Source organism: Chromobacterium sinusclupearum, from assembly GCF_002902845.1.
In the GTDB taxonomy this organism is placed as follows: Bacteria; Pseudomonadota; Gammaproteobacteria; order Burkholderiales; family Chromobacteriaceae; genus Chromobacterium; species Chromobacterium sinusclupearum.
The window spans coordinates 1-13,714 of the sequence record NZ_PPTF01000020.1 but is presented as its reverse complement, the minus strand read 5'-3'; the positions used below and the strand labels follow the sequence as shown (position 1 = coordinate 13,714).

The window sequence follows — 13,714 nt, the reverse complement described above, 5'->3', positions numbered from 1 at the left end:
CTGGATGATTCGTGATTTCGGATACGATTATTTTTGTACTAATTGTCTATTGTATAATTTTTGTCTATATTTAATTCCATCTCAACTCAATCCCGCGCAGTGGACGCTGTGTACCGCCGGGCTACTTTACAGGACGCAAGATCATGAACGATTTGTACCAGTGCATACCCGATGCCCATCGCGCATTGCGGCCGCAGGTCGCCGTCACGCCTTTGAACCACAGCCCGGCGTTGTCGGTTTTGACCGGATGCGAGGTGTATTTGAAATGCGAACATCTGCAGCATACAGGCTCCTTCAAGTTCCGCGGCGCCAGCAACAAGATCCGGCTGCTAGACGCCATGTCTCGCCGGACGGGCGTCGCCACGGTGTCCAGCGGCAACCATGGCCTGGGCGTGGCGCTGGCCGGCAAGTTGGCTGGCGTGCCGGTCACGGTATACGCGTCGGCCGCGGCGTCCGAGGTGAAGCTGGACGCGATCCGCGCCCACGGCGCGAAGGTGGTCGTCATCGACGCGCCGATGTTGGAAGTGGAGTTGGAGGCCGCGCGGCTCGCCGAACGGGCGGGGCTGCCCTTCGTCTCGCCGTACAACGACGTCGACGTCATCGCCGGCCAGGGCACGATAGGGATGGAGCTGGCTGAGCAGCATCCTGGCCTGGCGGCGGTGTTCGCGTCGGTGGGCGGCGGCGGCATGATTTCCGGCATCGGCTCCGCGTTGGAGATGATGAGCCCGAGTACCGAGATCGTCGGCTGCTGGCCGCGCCATTCCCAGGCGCTGTATCAGAGCATGCTGGCTGGCGAGATCGTCGAATATGAGGAGCTGGACACCATTTCCGACGGCACCGCAGGCGGCGTGGAGCCTGGCGCAATCACTTTGCCCATCGCGCAGCGGGTGATAGACAAGACCGCGCTGGTGGACGAGGCGGCGATCAAGGCCGCGATGCGCAAGATCGCCGAGACCGAGCGCTGGATCGTCGAGGGCGCGGCCGGCGTCGCGATGGCCGGACTGTTCCAACAGGCCGAGGCATACCGCGGCCAGCCGGTGGCGGTGGTGCTGTGTGGGCGCAACATCAAGCTGGAGACATTTCTGGAGGCCTGCCATGGAGCTGCTTGACAAGGAAACCATCATTTCGCGCTTCGACACAGAGCGCGCGCTGGCCAGGGTGAGGGCCGGCTTCATCGCCTACTCGCGCGGCGATGTTCTGTCGGCGCCGGTGCAGAACTTCCACTTCGCCGACGCCAACGGCGATTGCTGCGTCAAATCGGCTTATATCGCCGGAGAGAAGGTGTTGGCAGTGAAGATATCCACCGGTTTCTACGACAACCCGGCGCGCGGCTTGCCCAGCAACGACGGCCTGGTGCTGGTGCTGTCGGCCACGGACGGCCGGGTGCTGGCGCTGTTGCAGGACCAAGGTTGGCTGACCACGATGCGGACCGCACTTGCCGGGCGGCTGGCGGCCAGTTTATTGGCGCCGGCGAAGGTCGAGGCGATAGGTTTGCTGGGGGCGGGCGAGCAGGCGCGCGCTCAACTGGAGCAACTGATGCAGGTCACGGATTGTCGTGACGTGTGGGTTTGGAGCCGGCAACCGGAGCAGGCCGCCGCCTTCTGCGCCTTCGCCGCGCAACTGGGCTTCCGCGCGCTCGCGGCGGCCGATCCGCGCGAGGTGGCTGCGCAGGCGAACCTGATCGTCACGGCGACGCCGTCGCGCGGGCCGCTGCTGCAGCGCGGCTGGATACGGCCGGGCACGCACATCACCGCGCTGGGCGCAGACGGACCGGGCAAGCAGGAACTGGACCCGGCCATCGCGGCAGAAGCGGATGTGGTGGTCGCTGATTCGTTGGCGCAGTGCGTGGCCTACGGCGAATTGTCGCACGCGGTCAATGCAGGATTGCTGGCGCCTTCCCGCATCATCGAACTGGGCGCTGCGCTGGCCCAAGACCGGAGTTTTCGGCGCAGCGAAGAACAGATCACGCTGGTCGATCTGACCGGCGTCGGCGTCCAGGACGCCGCCATCGCCGCCAGCGTGCTCGAACAGGCGGCCTGAGGCGGCTGCCAGCTGGGAGCAGTCCTCCCGTTCCATCCGGAGCGGGCGGGCTGCTTTTCGAAAGGGAGCCACCCGACATTAAAGCGGGTAGCGGACGCGGGTCGATCGCCCTGGCGTCAGGCCAGATCGGTGATGACCAGCTTGGCGATGTTGAAATAGATCACCAAACCGGTGCCGTCGATGAAGGTGGCGATGAAGGGCGCAGACACCACGGCCGGGTCGATGCGCATCTTCTTCAGCAGCATCGGAATGATGGACGACACGATGGCGCTCCATACCGTGATGGCGAACAAGGTCAAACACACCACTATCGCCACTTCATGGCCGACGCCCAGCATCCAGGCGCGGAGCAAGCCCACCATGCCTATCGCCAGCGCGATCATGAACGAGGTGGTGACTTCCTTGCGCAGCACAGTGCCCAGATTGCGCAGCCCCACTTCGCCCACCGCCATGGCGCGCACCAGGGTGGATGTGATCTGCGTGCCGCTGTTGCCGCCGGTGCCGATCAGCAGCGGAATGAAGAAGGCCAGCGCGATCACCGCCTCCAGTTGTTCCTCGAATACCTGCAGGATGGTGCTGGTGTAGGCTTCGGCGGCGAACAGCAGCAGCAGCCAGGGCAGGCGCTTCTTCCACAGGCCCCATGGGCTGGTGCTCAGATACGGCGTGTCCAGCGGCAGGCTGGCGCCTTGGCGCTGGGCGTCGTCGGTGCCTTCATCGCGGATCAAGGCGGCGATTTCGCGCTCGTACAGCGCGCCCACCAGCTTGCCACCGCGAACCACCGGCACGATGTCCAGGGTTTTTTCGGTCAGTTCCGGCGCGATATCCCGGCGCAACTGGCCGGGCTCGACCGAGTAGTCGGGCGCCAGCATCATGGTGGAAACAAGGCGCTGTTCATCCTGCTCGGTCAGCAGCGCCTTCAGCGACAGCCGGCCATGCAGAAAGCCGCTGTCATCGGTGACAAAGACCTGTGCCGGAACATCGTTCTCGTGCAACTGGCTCAGGATATGGCCGCGGGCGCGGCCGACCGACATGCCTGGTCTGAGCGTGATCAGCGAGGCGCTCATATAGGATGCGACGGTTTCTTTCAAATCAATATCCGCTTGTGGTGCGGCGGCGTGGATGTGGCTTGCGACGTAAGTCATGTAGGAATTCCCCGTTTAGCTGTTTAAACCGCAAACAGTTCTCAATGGGGGCGACAACCAGGAGGCGAGTGCAGGAAGCGATCTCCGCGTCTAGGTTTTGGCACTATGCAACGTATCCTGCCAGGGAAGTCACTTTGGGCTAAACCTTAATCCGATAAAGCCTGTCCTAACCTTGGGCGTCTCTCGACGTCGTCAGATCAGTGACCTGTGTTTGCATAGGAGCCTCGCCGAACGAGATACTGCATCTTTTCGATGAGTTGGGCGCCTACCCGTCTTTGGAGGACGGGCGCGGCATCCGTCTGGCCGGCCCGCTTGGGCGTCAGCCAGACAGGTCTGAGCGAGGATTGTCGCTTTTGTTCCATATTTTTCCGTTTTTCTTATAATAAATATCATTATCATAAACAAGCGAAGGGGTAATCTGCCGTGGGCATGCCGCATATCGCGGCCGCAGGCAGGCGTGACTCATGGCTGCGGAGGGCAAGGCCTTGCCTGCGCAATAAAGCCGCCCCGCAGCCGTGCTATGCTGTGCCGGTCGCGCAACCCAGCCGCGGCCCGCGATCGTGCCCGCGCAATCGGCACTGCGTTCTGGAACCACCTATGAGCAAGAGCATCATTTCCGACATGGATGGCGTGATCTATCGGGGCAAGCAGTTGATTCCCGGCGCGCGCGAGTTCGTCCAACGCCTGATCGACACCCAAACCCCCTTCCTGTTTCTGACCAACAACGCGGAGCAGACGCCGCTGGATCTGCGGCTGAAGCTGGAAGGCTTGGGCATCATTGGTCTGACCGAGGACAACTTCATCACCAGCGCGATGGCGACGGCGATGTTCCTGAAGAGCCAGACCCGCAAGGCCATGCCCACTGCCTACGTGGTGGGCGGCGCCGGCCTGATCAACGAGCTGTACAACGTGGGTTTCTCGATTTCGGAATCGCACCCGGACTACGTGGTGGTGGCCAAGTCGCAAACCTTCAGCTTCGAGCAGATCAAAAAAGCCGTGCGCTTCATCGACCAAGGCGCCAAGTTCATCGGCACCAATCCGGACATGATCGATCCGATCGAGGGCGGCTACGAGCCGGCCGCTGGCACCCTGCTGGCCGCCATCGAGGCCGCCACTGGCAAGAAGCCTTATATCGTCGGCAAGCCCAACTCCCTGATGATGCTGCTGGCTACCCGCAAGCTGGGCGTCCATCCGGAAGAGGCGGTGATGATAGGCGACCGCATGGATACCGACATCGTCGGCGGCCTGGAGGCCGGCATGTGCACTGCGCTGGTGTTGTCCGGCGTCTCCACCCGCGAATCGATGGAGCAGTTTCCGTATCAGCCGGACTATGTGTTCGACAGCGTGGCGGACATCGATCCGCATGCGCTGTAGCAGTCCCGGCGTATCGGTTACGCCTGCGTACCCGAGGGCCAGCTAGGCAAAACGCCGCCGCGGCAGCAAGCTGCGCGGCGGCGTTGAAGTCGATCAATAGCTGAGGTTGGCCACCGATGGGCTGGCGCTGGCGTTCAAATTGCACCCGGCTTGCTGCAGCACGTTGGAGCGCCAGCCCAGGCTGGCGCTCCGAGTGATGGGCTTCTTGTTGATGTCCAGCAACTGGATGCCGGTGAAGCTCATGGCGCCATCGCGTGGATAGTCGTCGCAGCGGCTTACCCCATACACCTCCAGCACGCCGCCAAACGCCCAGTTGAAAGTCTGGCCATAATTGCTGGTCTGATTGAGCGCGCTGGAAACGTTGCGGCTTATGTCCTGCGTGTTGATGTTCCAAGACGTGCAAGTCCGCGTGCCGGCCGCGCAGTTGTTCCGCACGGTGCCGACGATCAGGTCGCCGCTGGCCACGTTCTGCGGGGTGCTGTAGTTGACCGCGCCGTCCTGGCAGCAGTTCCAGCTGGCGATGGTCCAGCGATTGTCGTTGAAGGCGTTCCAACCCAATACCGGTTGCAGGATGCTCTGCACATTATTGGTGTCCTGCAGGCCGGGGAAGAAATACACCACCTGGCCATCCGCTGCGGCCGGGGCCGCCGGCACAGTCCAGCGGGCGTTGATGCCGCCATAGGCCGAGGACGTGGTCAGCTCGGTGTCCAGCACCCAGCCGTTGACGGCATCCTGAGCCGACGCGGACGCCGCTGGCCGCGCTGCCGGATGCGTGTCGCGCGGGCTGATGGCTTCGCCGCGTAGCGTGTAGCGGACATGCTGGCAGAGAACGCCTGTTCGGACAGAGCCATCGGCGCCCTGGATGCGGCCATGGTCCAGCAGCTTTTCTTGCGGATGGATTTCCTGCACGCAGGACGGATGGAAATAGCCGAACGGGGTAATCACATAGCCGGCTGGCACATTGGACGGCCGCTGAGCGGCGGCGGAGGTCAGCTGGCCCATGGGTTCGGCCTGCGCGGCGGCGGACGCCATGCCCAGAAATGCCGCCATCAGCGAGGCGGCCCCTAGCAGCTGTCTGATCAAAGCCTTGCTATTCATGATTGCCATGCTTGCTCCTTGCAAAACGGTGAATAAGCGAGAAACGGCCTAAGATCCTGAGCGTTAAGTGTGATGGCTGGACTTCGCCAAGCCTGGGATGAGCCTAGCCGTTGACGGCCAGAGCATGGCTGGCAGAAATGACAGGTCAGCCGCCCTGTGTGCGGGGTGGATGGCCGCTGCGGGCCAGCCATCCGTCTGTTGCTAGCTACAGGCGACGATGAAGGCCACGAATACGCCGTACAAGCCGCTGACGGCCATCAGCGCGCGGCTATCCACCGCGCCGCGCCGGAACAGCAGCCATAGGAAGGCGATAGCCAGCGAGGTAATGACGCCGGAGGCCAGCAACGGGCCATCGAAGCGCCAGGGCGTGAAGAACATGCCCAGCGCGCTGGGGATGGTGGCCTGGATCATCATCGCGCCGGAGATGTTGGCCAGCGCCAGGCGTTCCTTGCCCTGGCGCACCCAGATCAGGGCATTCATGGTTTCCGGCAGCTCTGTCGCGACAGGACTGAGCAGCAGCGCCACCAGATGGGGCGACCATCCCATGAGCGTGCCGATGGCTTCGAGCTGGGCGACGAACAGATGCGATGCGAAGCCGATGAACGCCAAGGCCAGCACGGTTTGCAGCCCGGCCCAGGCCAGCGAGGGCTGGCTGCTGTGCGGCCGGATTTTCAGCGGTTCTAACGCTTCCTCGTCCTCCGCGGTATCGGCATCGCGGATTTCGCGCCAGACATAGATGGCGTAAGCGGCTAGAAACAGCACGCCCAGCCAGGGCTTGATCGCGAAGGCGACCAGGCCGAGCGCCACCTTGACCACAAACACGGCCAGGAAGGCGGCCTGGTCGCGGCTAAGCCGGGCATGGTCCACCCGCACCTGGTGCGAGTCCCGAACCAGACGTTTTCGATTGAGCAGCAGGGCAAAGCCAACCACGGCGTAGGCCAAGGTGGCCAGAACCAGCGGTCCGCCCATCGCGGCGCCTACGCCAAGATCCTTCTGCGCGGGCGTGTCTCCAAACACCACGGCCATGAAGGTGACGGCGCTTTCCGGCAGCGCGGTGCCGAAGGCCGCCAGCACCGAGCCGACAGCGGTGGCGCCGAGCTTCATGCCGCGGCCAACCCATTCAATGCCATTGACGAAATATTCGCAGGCGAGATAGATCGCTACGGCTGACAGGAAAAACAGGACAAGAGTGAGAAACATGAAACGGTCCGGCCGGGCAAGCAAGATTCCAATGGCGCGGCAATGCGGCTTGCCCGGCTGGCAAAGCGCATTGCGGCCAAAGGTCTCGCCGGGCTCACGCTGCTGCTGCAGCGGCTGACCACGCCATGAGACAGCTGCCTCAAGTTTGTTGACGTGGTCTTCCCAGCGGGGACGCTGGGAATGGCTACTCCCCAATGACTACAGCGGGCGATGTTATCAGCTTGGTGCCATCCTGTCTTCTGTTGTGCGCAGTGGCGGAACACCCTGCTTTGCCAGGGTTCCGCCTTGCACAAATAAGGAAAAGAGCGCGGTTGCCCAGCGCATACGCCATCACGCTCAGTTTCATGGTTTTGCGCGGGCCGCCTGATTACCCTGGACCGACGCGGCGCTGTCGCGGATGGACAAGCGGTTCCCCCGATAAACCGCCCAACCTAATTGGCCTGGGAAAAAAGCTCGGACAGGCTTTAAGTGCTTTCGCTTACACCAATGCCTGGGTACTCCTATAGTGAATCATTCTGGCGTGGGAGGGATGGCTATGCGAGCGCGGCTCAAGGTCGCCCACAAACTGGTGCTGTTGATTGCGCCGCTGGTGCTGGCGCTGTTCATCGCGGCGCTTGGCTATGCCTGGCATCAACGCCAGCTGTTGCAGGAGTTGAACCGGGATCAGTCGCTGGCGGAAAACATTGCGCTGGCAGGCGACCTGATCCATGACCTGCAGGCGGAGCGCGGGCTGAGCTATGGCTATCTGAACCTGCATCAGCCGCTGCCCCTGCCGCTGAGCCAGGCCAGGGTGGCGGCGGACGATGTGCTGCAGCGTCTGCAACGGCAGTCGCGCGCCGACATGTCCGATGAACTGCGCGCCTATCTCGACAACGCTGTGCCGCGCCAGGACGCCTTGGCGCAATTGCGGCGCGACATCGATGCCCGCCATATCTCTCCCGATCCGGCTTTTCTGCGCTATTCCGACATGATCGAGCAGCTGTCCCGCATCGTCGCGCTGTTCCATGCCAACACGCAGCAAGTGCAGGCCTTGGTTTTGCAATGGTCGGCGGTGAATTGCCAGAAGGAATACACAGGACGCGCGCGCGGGCTGATCACCGGGGTACTGACGGTGGGCAGTTTCAGCATCACCAATTTCCGCCAGGTCAGCGGGGTGGTGTCGCAGGAGGAGCTTTGCCGGGCGCAATACCGCCAATATGGCGGCGACGAGGCCGTGCTGCAGGCGGCCATGGACAGCTCGCGCCAGTTCGAGTCGGCGCGCGATGCCGTGCTGGCGCGCGGGGCCGGCGCCATGCAGAGCCTGCGTCCGGACGAGTGGTTCCAGGTGTCCAGCCGGCGGGTGGACGCCTTGATGGGGGTGGAGAAGGCCATCCTGTCCCAGATAAGCCGCTTGCTGGAGCAACAGGCCAGTTCGGCGCGGCTGAGCAGTTATCTGGTGCTCTTGGGTTTGCTGTTGCTGTTGATGCCCGTAGGGCTGGCGGTGGTGGTGGGCCGCAACATCATCCGCACCCTGGGCGCGGAACCGGACGAGGTGGCGCAGGGGATGCGCGAGTTGTCGGCCGGGCGGCTGGATTTCTTCCTGCCTTTGCGCGAAGGCGATACCCATAGCCTGGCCGCCCACATCCGCCAGATGGGACAGCGGCTGTCCGGGGTGATCATGCAGGTCAAGGAAGATGCCGATGCGGTGGCCAATGCTTCGGACGAGCTGAATTCGGCGTCGCAGGGGCTGTCGCAGGGCGCGGCGCGCGCGTCGGCCGATGTGGAGGGCACCAGCACGTCGGTGGACGACATCGCCGGCTGCATGTTCCGCATGGCTAACGACGCCAATCACGCCGGCGGCATGGCCGATACCGCCAGCGTCCAGGCGGCGGAGGGCAACCGGGTGGTGCAGCAGACGATCGCGGCGATGCACAAGATCGCCAAGCGCACCGACATCATCGACGACATCGCCTACCAGACCAATCTATTGGCCTTGAATGCGGCGATAGAGGCGGCGCGGGCCGGCGAGCACGGCAAGGGTTTCGCCGTGGTGGCCGACGAGGTGCGCAAGCTGGCCAAGCGCAGCCAGGCGGCGGCGCAGGAGATCGGCCAGGTGGCGATCAGCAGCGTGCAGTTGGCCGAGAGCGCCGGCCAGCAGTTGAGCGATATCGTGGAGTCCAGCCTCAAGACGCTGGAACTGGTGAAGGGCATTTCCTGCGAGGCCACGCAGCAGGCGCAACGGGTGGGCGGCATCAATCAGGCCATGCAGCGGCTGAACCAGCTGTCGCAGGACAACGCCGCCGCCAGCGAGGAGCTGTCCGCGGCGGCGCAGGAGGTGGCGATGCGGGCGGATAGTTTGCGCCGCCAGATGCAGTATTTCCAGCAGGGGACGGAGCCGGCGCAGCAAAACGGCCCCGCAGAGGCGGGGCCGTAGCGGTCAAGCGGTAGAGCCGCTCGGGCTGGCGTTCAGCGCACTTCGCGCAAGTCGTCGCGCGCGATCTTCAGCCGCACCTGGGTGCCGCCGGCCAGCAGGTCGGCCGCGTTGCGGTTCAGCCGGTCCACTTGCAGCATGGCGCCGTGGGCTTCCACCTGATAGCGGATGACGTTCCCCAGCAACTGATGCTGGCGGATCACCGCCGGCAGCGCGCCTTCGGTCGGGTCGTCGTGGCTCAGCAGTTGGACCGATTCCGGGCGAATGGCCAAATGGCCGCTGATCTCCATCCCCAGCAGCGCATGGCTCTGCTGCGCCGTCAGCAGGTTGTAGTTGCCCATGAAGCGGGCGACGAATTCGGTGGCCGGCTGGGTGTAGATGGTTTCCGCCGCGCCTTCCTGCTCGACCTTGCCTTGATTCATCACGAAGATGCGGTCGGACAGCGTCAGCGCTTCTTCTTGGTCATGGGTCACGAAAATCGTGGTCAGGCCCAGGCGGCGCTGGATGTCGCGGATCTGCTCGCGCAGGTTCTTGCGGATGCGGGCATCCAGGGCGGACAGCGGCTCGTCCAGCAGCAAGAGGCGCGGCTCCACCACCAGCGCGCGGGCCAGGGCCACGCGCTGGCGCTGGCCGCCGGACAACTGGTGCGGGAAGTGCTGCTCGCGGCCGTTCAGCTCCACCAGCGCGATGACTTCTCCCACCTTGCGGCGGATTTCGTCGGCCGAGCGCTTTTGCATCTTCAGGCCAAAGGCGATGTTGTCCACCACATTCATATTCGGGAACAGCGCATAGCTCTGGAACACCATGCCGATGCCGCGCTTCTGCGGCGACAGGTAGGTGATGTCGTCGCCGGCGAGGCGGATCACGCCGCCGCTGGGCGTCTCGAAACCGGCGATCATGCGCAGCACGGTGGTTTTGCCGCAGCCGGACGGGCCGAGGAAGGTGACGAACTCGCCGGTTTCCACCTGCATGTTGAAATCGTGCACCACGGCCTGCTGGCCGAAACGCTTGTTCAGATGGTCGATGTGCAGAAATGCCATGATTGCTTCCGTATATCAGTGTTTGTCGGCGCCGAGCTCGGCGCGGTTGCGGCTGAACACCTGCATCAGGCCCATCGCCGCCCAGGTGACCAGGAAGGCGATGATGGCCAGCGCGGCCGGTTCGTAGGCGCGGTTGGCGCCGATCAGCTGCAGATAGGGGCCGAAGGCCGGGCGCGCCAGCAGGCTGGCCAGGGTGAACTCGCCGATCACGATGGCGAAGGTCAGGAAGGCGCCGGACAGGATGGCGGTTTTCAGATTCGGGAAGATCACCAGCCTGAGGATGTCGAACCAGCCGCTGCCCAGGCTTTGCGCGGCCTCGGTCAAGGAGCGCACGTCGATCGCGGACAGGCCGGTGTCGACCGAGCGGTACAGATAGGGCAGGGCCAGGGTCACGTAGCCGAATACCAGCAGCAGATCGGTGCCGCGCTCGTTGCCGGTAAACGGCAGCCAGCCGCCGCTGCCGTACAATCGCAGGTAGCCGAACACCAGCACGATGGCCGGAATCACCAGCGGCAGCAGGGTGATGAACTCGATCAAGGGGCGCAGCCGCGGCAGCTTCAGCTGTATCCAGAACGCAGTGGGCACCACCAGCAGAATCCCCACCAGAATGGTCAGCAGCGCCAGCGCGGCGGAGTAGGCGAAGCTGTGCTGGAATCCGGGGTCGGCCAGCACCACCTTGTAGGCTTCTAGGCTGTAGCCTTCGCGGCGCATCTTCAGGCTGAACTCAAACGTGGCGATCAAGGGCAGCAGGAAGTAGCCGCTGCCCAAAAGAATGGCGATCCAGGCGCCCAGGCGCGATGTGGCTTTGGTTTTCATGCGGCCTCCCGGTGGCTGCGCTTGCGCAGCCAGATATAGCCGGCGTTGGCGCTGCCTGTGATCAGAACCATGCCCAGCGCCAGCGCGTAACCGAGGTTCTGGTCATGCAGCACGTCGCCGTGAATCTGCGCGTACAACAGGATGGTGACGATATTCAGCGAGCTGCCGGTCAGCGCGTAGGCAGTGGCCACGGCGCCGAAGGCGTTGGCGAACAAGAGCAGCGCGGCGCCGACCAAGCTGGGCCACAGCACCGGCAGCGCGATGTGCCGCCAGTAGGCGAAGGCCGATCCGCCCAGGCTCTCGCAGGCTTCGCGCCATTCGTCCTTCAATCCTTCCACGGCCGGGGCGATGATCAACACCATCAGCGGCACCTGGAAGTACAGATAGGTCAGCGTCAGGCCGGCGAAGCTCAGGATGGAGAAGCCGCTGGCGTACAGATCAAAATCGAGATACTTGCGCAGCAGCATGGTGACCAGGCCCATCCGGCCCAGCGTGGACAGGAAGGCGAAGGCCAGCGGGATGCCGGCGAAGTTGGACGCCACCCCGGAAAACGTGGTCAGCGTCGGGCGGATCCAGGCGGGCAGGCCGCCGCGGATGGCGGCCAGCGCCAGCAACAGGCCCAGCAGGGTGCCCAGCACGGCGGAGGCGGCGCTGATCTGCAGGCTGATGCGATACGCGCTGAGGATATTGTCGTCGAACAGGCGGGCGATATTGTTCAGCGTGAAGTTGCCTTGCGCATCCTGAAAAGCGCCCACCATCAGCATGGCGGTGGGCAGGATCAGAAACAGCAGCGCGAACAGCAAAAACGGCGCGACGCCCAGCCAGGACAGCAGCGCGGCGCGGGTGCCGCCGGCGGCTGCGCCGGCGACGGGCGTCGGTATGGATTCGGTGGATGCGGACATCGTTGTTTTTCTCGAGCGAGGTAAAAGGGCCGCCCTGGGCGGCCCTGGTGACTGACGAGGGAGCGGCTTACTTGACGTTGCTGCCCACTACGCTGTCCCACTGCTTGGTGATGCCGGCCTTGTAGCCTTCTTGCTGCTCGATGGTCGGGAACACGGCCTTCTTGTAGGCGGCGGCGTCCGGCAGCTTGTTGATCAGATCGGCCGGAATCTTGTTCTTGGCGGTCAGATCGTTGAAGCGGATCGGGTGGCAGTAGCCCTTCAGCCAGGCCACTTGGCCTTCGTCGGAGAACAGGTATTCCATCCACAGCTTGGCGGCGTTCGGGTGCGGCGCGTAGGCGCTGATGCCCTGAGCGTAGACGCCGGCCACGACGCCGGTCTTCGGCACGATCACGTCAATCTTGGGGTTGCCCTTCAGCGTGTCGCGGTCGGCCAGCGCGTTGTAGTCCCAGCGCACGATGATCGGGGTGGTGCCCTGGGCCAGCGAGGCGGCCTTGCCGATCACCGGCACGAAGTTGCCGTTCTTGTTCAATTGCGAGAAGAACTTCAGGCCGGCGTCGGCGGACTTGCCCACATCGCCCTTGGCCTGGGACAGGCCGGCGGCGAACACGCCCTGAATGGCCTGGTTGGCGGCGCGCGGGTCGCCGGCCAGTGCCACGGCGTTCTTGTATTCCGGCTTCAAGAGGTCGGCCCAGTCGGCCGGCGCCTTGCTGATCAGGTCTTTGTTGACTTGGAAGGTCAGCACGCCGTAGTAGTCGCCGTACCAGTAGCCATCCTTGTCCTTGACGTTGTCCGGAATGGTTTTCCAGGTGGACACCTTGTACGGCTGCAGCAGGCCCTGGGCTTTGGCTTGCGGGCCGAAGGACAGGCCGACGTCGATCACGTCCGGCGCCTGCGGTCCCTTGTTGTTCTTGTTGGCCTTGATGGCCTCCAGCTCGTCGGCGGAGCCGGCGTCCGGATTCAGTTCGTTGACCTTGATGCCATACTTGGCCTTGAAGCCGGCGATGACATTGCCGTAGCCGCACCAGTCGTGGGGCAGGCCGATCACGGTCAGTTCGCCTTCCTTCTTGGCGGCCTTGACCAGCGCATCGAGGTTGGCGGCCAGGGCGGCGTTGGCAACCGTTGCCAGCGTGCCGGCAACGGCGAGGTAAGCGAGCTTGTTCTTCATCATTGGTCCCCTTTCACGGCCAGTGGCCTATCTATCGAAAAACTGATGCGATGTTATGAGGGATTGATGACAAAACGACGTCATTAATATGACAAACTGGTTTCAGGGCTGGATGACAAGGCGTTAGGAGGAAAGCCGCCAGGCCAAAAGACCATGGCGGCGCAGGGCGGACACTCGGTCAGGCGTGCAGCGCGAAGTCCATGGTTTTTTCGCTGCGGTTAGGGAAACGGCTGGCCAGAAACGGCGTGATGTCCAGCGGCAGCGGCTCGCCGCGCACCAGGCCGTTCAGCAGCACGCCGGTGATGGCCGAGGTAAGCATGCCGGTGCGGAAATGGCCGCAGGCGTTCAGATAGCCTTCTATGCCGTCTTCCGGCCCCAGAATGGGCAACTCGTCTGGCGTGCCAGGGCGCAAGCCGGCCCAGCAGCGCTTGATGTTGATGTTGGAGAGTTCCGGCAGGCAGCGCACTGCGCCTCGCACCAGCCCATTGATCTCCGGGTAGGTGATGCTGGTGTCGAAACCCTTGTCC

12 protein-coding genes and 2 riboswitches are annotated in these 13,714 nt (G+C 63.7%); of the genes, 4 read left to right on the top strand and 8 right to left on the bottom strand.

Going from position 1 to position 13,714, the window contains the following annotated elements; all coding sequences use genetic code 11:
* Positions 1-143: 143 nt before the first annotated feature.
* Positions 144-1,109: a threonine/serine dehydratase gene (locus C2134_RS06415; RefSeq protein ID WP_103318500.1), complete on the top strand. Its 966-nt coding sequence runs from the start codon at positions 144-146 to the stop codon at positions 1,107-1,109.
* A complete protein-coding gene (locus tag C2134_RS06410) occupies positions 1,096-2,040 on the top strand; it encodes an ornithine cyclodeaminase family protein (RefSeq protein WP_103318497.1) in 945 nt (314 codons plus the stop codon). The genes C2134_RS06415 and C2134_RS06410 overlap by 14 nt, the downstream gene beginning before the upstream one ends.
* A gap of 116 nt (positions 2,041-2,156) precedes the next feature.
* On the opposite strand, the gene C2134_RS06405 is transcribed toward C2134_RS06410, so the two are convergent.
* The gene (locus C2134_RS06405; protein WP_103318495.1) at positions 2,157-3,182 is read right to left on the bottom strand and encodes a magnesium transporter; all 1,026 of its coding nucleotides are present in this window, start codon (positions 3,180-3,182) and stop codon (positions 2,157-2,159) included.
* A 75-nt stretch (positions 3,183-3,257) separates the two neighbouring features.
* Positions 3,258-3,425, bottom strand: a riboswitch (M-box (ykoK) riboswitch).
* A 354-nt stretch (positions 3,426-3,779) separates the two neighbouring features.
* Between C2134_RS06405 and C2134_RS06400 the strand changes: the two genes are divergently transcribed.
* A complete protein-coding gene (locus C2134_RS06400; protein WP_043628805.1) occupies positions 3,780-4,556 on the top strand; it encodes an HAD-IIA family hydrolase in 777 nt (258 codons plus the stop codon).
* Between the two features lie 93 nt (positions 4,557-4,649).
* On the opposite strand, the gene C2134_RS06395 is transcribed toward C2134_RS06400, so the two are convergent.
* Both C2134_RS06395 and C2134_RS06390 read right to left on the bottom strand, forming a co-directional pair.
* Positions 4,650-5,663, bottom strand: coding sequence for a hypothetical protein (locus C2134_RS06395; RefSeq protein ID WP_103318493.1), 1,014 nt, complete (start codon positions 5,661-5,663; stop codon positions 4,650-4,652).
* A 192-nt stretch (positions 5,664-5,855) separates the two neighbouring features.
* Entirely contained in the window at positions 5,856-6,854 is a 999-nt protein-coding gene (locus tag C2134_RS06390; protein WP_103318490.1) for a sodium:calcium antiporter, read from the bottom strand.
* A 62-nt stretch (positions 6,855-6,916) separates the two neighbouring features.
* Positions 6,917-7,062, bottom strand: a riboswitch (yybP-ykoY riboswitch).
* Positions 7,063-7,389: 327 nt separating this feature from the next.
* Here C2134_RS06390 and C2134_RS06385 point away from each other — a divergent pair.
* Positions 7,390-9,267 carry a methyl-accepting chemotaxis protein gene (locus tag C2134_RS06385; RefSeq protein ID WP_158248708.1) on the top strand — a complete coding sequence of 626 codons (1,878 nt, stop codon included), beginning with the start codon at positions 7,390-7,392 and terminating at the stop codon, positions 9,265-9,267.
* A gap of 32 nt (positions 9,268-9,299) precedes the next feature.
* Here C2134_RS06385 and C2134_RS06380 read toward each other — a convergent pair whose 3' ends face one another.
* From C2134_RS06380 to C2134_RS06360, 5 genes are all read right to left on the bottom strand, one after another.
* Positions 9,300-10,304 (bottom strand): ABC transporter ATP-binding protein, encoded by a 1,005-nt coding sequence (locus tag C2134_RS06380; RefSeq protein ID WP_103318486.1) that lies wholly within the window; start codon positions 10,302-10,304, stop codon positions 9,300-9,302.
* A 15-nt stretch (positions 10,305-10,319) separates the two neighbouring features.
* The gene (locus C2134_RS06375; RefSeq protein WP_103318484.1) at positions 10,320-11,120 is read right to left on the bottom strand and encodes an ABC transporter permease; all 801 of its coding nucleotides are present in this window, start codon (positions 11,118-11,120) and stop codon (positions 10,320-10,322) included.
* Positions 11,117-12,022 carry an ABC transporter permease gene (locus tag C2134_RS06370; RefSeq protein WP_103318481.1) on the bottom strand — a complete coding sequence of 302 codons (906 nt, stop codon included), beginning with the start codon at positions 12,020-12,022 and terminating at the stop codon, positions 11,117-11,119. The genes C2134_RS06375 and C2134_RS06370 overlap by 4 nt, the downstream gene beginning before the upstream one ends.
* Before the next feature lie 67 nt (positions 12,023-12,089).
* Positions 12,090-13,187: an ABC transporter substrate-binding protein gene (locus C2134_RS06365; protein ID WP_233196372.1), complete on the bottom strand. Its 1,098-nt coding sequence runs from the start codon at positions 13,185-13,187 to the stop codon at positions 12,090-12,092.
* Positions 13,188-13,365: 178 nt separating this feature from the next.
* On the bottom strand, positions 13,366-13,714 hold a 349-nt coding region (locus C2134_RS06360), incomplete at its 5' end, for an NAD(P)/FAD-dependent oxidoreductase (RefSeq protein WP_146042102.1).

Excerpts from the sequence above, each read along its gene's own strand:
- C2134_RS06415 (WP_103318500.1), top strand. The coding sequence starts at position 144 with ATGAACGATTTGTACCAGTGCATACCCGATGCCCATCGCGCATTGCGG.
- C2134_RS06410 (WP_103318497.1), top strand. The coding sequence starts at position 1,096 with ATGGAGCTGCTTGACAAGGAAACCATCATTTCGCGCTTCGACACAGAG.
- C2134_RS06405 (WP_103318495.1), bottom strand. The coding sequence starts at position 3,182 with ATGACTTACGTCGCAAGCCACATCCACGCCGCCGCACCACAAGCGGAT.
- C2134_RS06400 (WP_043628805.1), top strand. The coding sequence starts at position 3,780 with ATGAGCAAGAGCATCATTTCCGACATGGATGGCGTGATCTATCGGGGC.
- C2134_RS06395 (WP_103318493.1), bottom strand. The coding sequence starts at position 5,663 with ATGGCAATCATGAATAGCAAGGCTTTGATCAGACAGCTGCTAGGGGCC.
- C2134_RS06390 (WP_103318490.1), bottom strand. The coding sequence starts at position 6,854 with ATGTTTCTCACTCTTGTCCTGTTTTTCCTGTCAGCCGTAGCGATCTAT.
- C2134_RS06385 (WP_158248708.1), top strand. The coding sequence starts at position 7,390 with ATGCGAGCGCGGCTCAAGGTCGCCCACAAACTGGTGCTGTTGATTGCG.
- C2134_RS06380 (WP_103318486.1), bottom strand. The coding sequence starts at position 10,304 with ATGGCATTTCTGCACATCGACCATCTGAACAAGCGTTTCGGCCAGCAG.
- C2134_RS06375 (WP_103318484.1), bottom strand. The coding sequence starts at position 11,120 with ATGAAAACCAAAGCCACATCGCGCCTGGGCGCCTGGATCGCCATTCTT.
- C2134_RS06370 (WP_103318481.1), bottom strand. The coding sequence starts at position 12,022 with ATGTCCGCATCCACCGAATCCATACCGACGCCCGTCGCCGGCGCAGCC.
- C2134_RS06365 (WP_233196372.1), bottom strand. The coding sequence starts at position 13,187 with ATGAAGAACAAGCTCGCTTACCTCGCCGTTGCCGGCACGCTGGCAACG.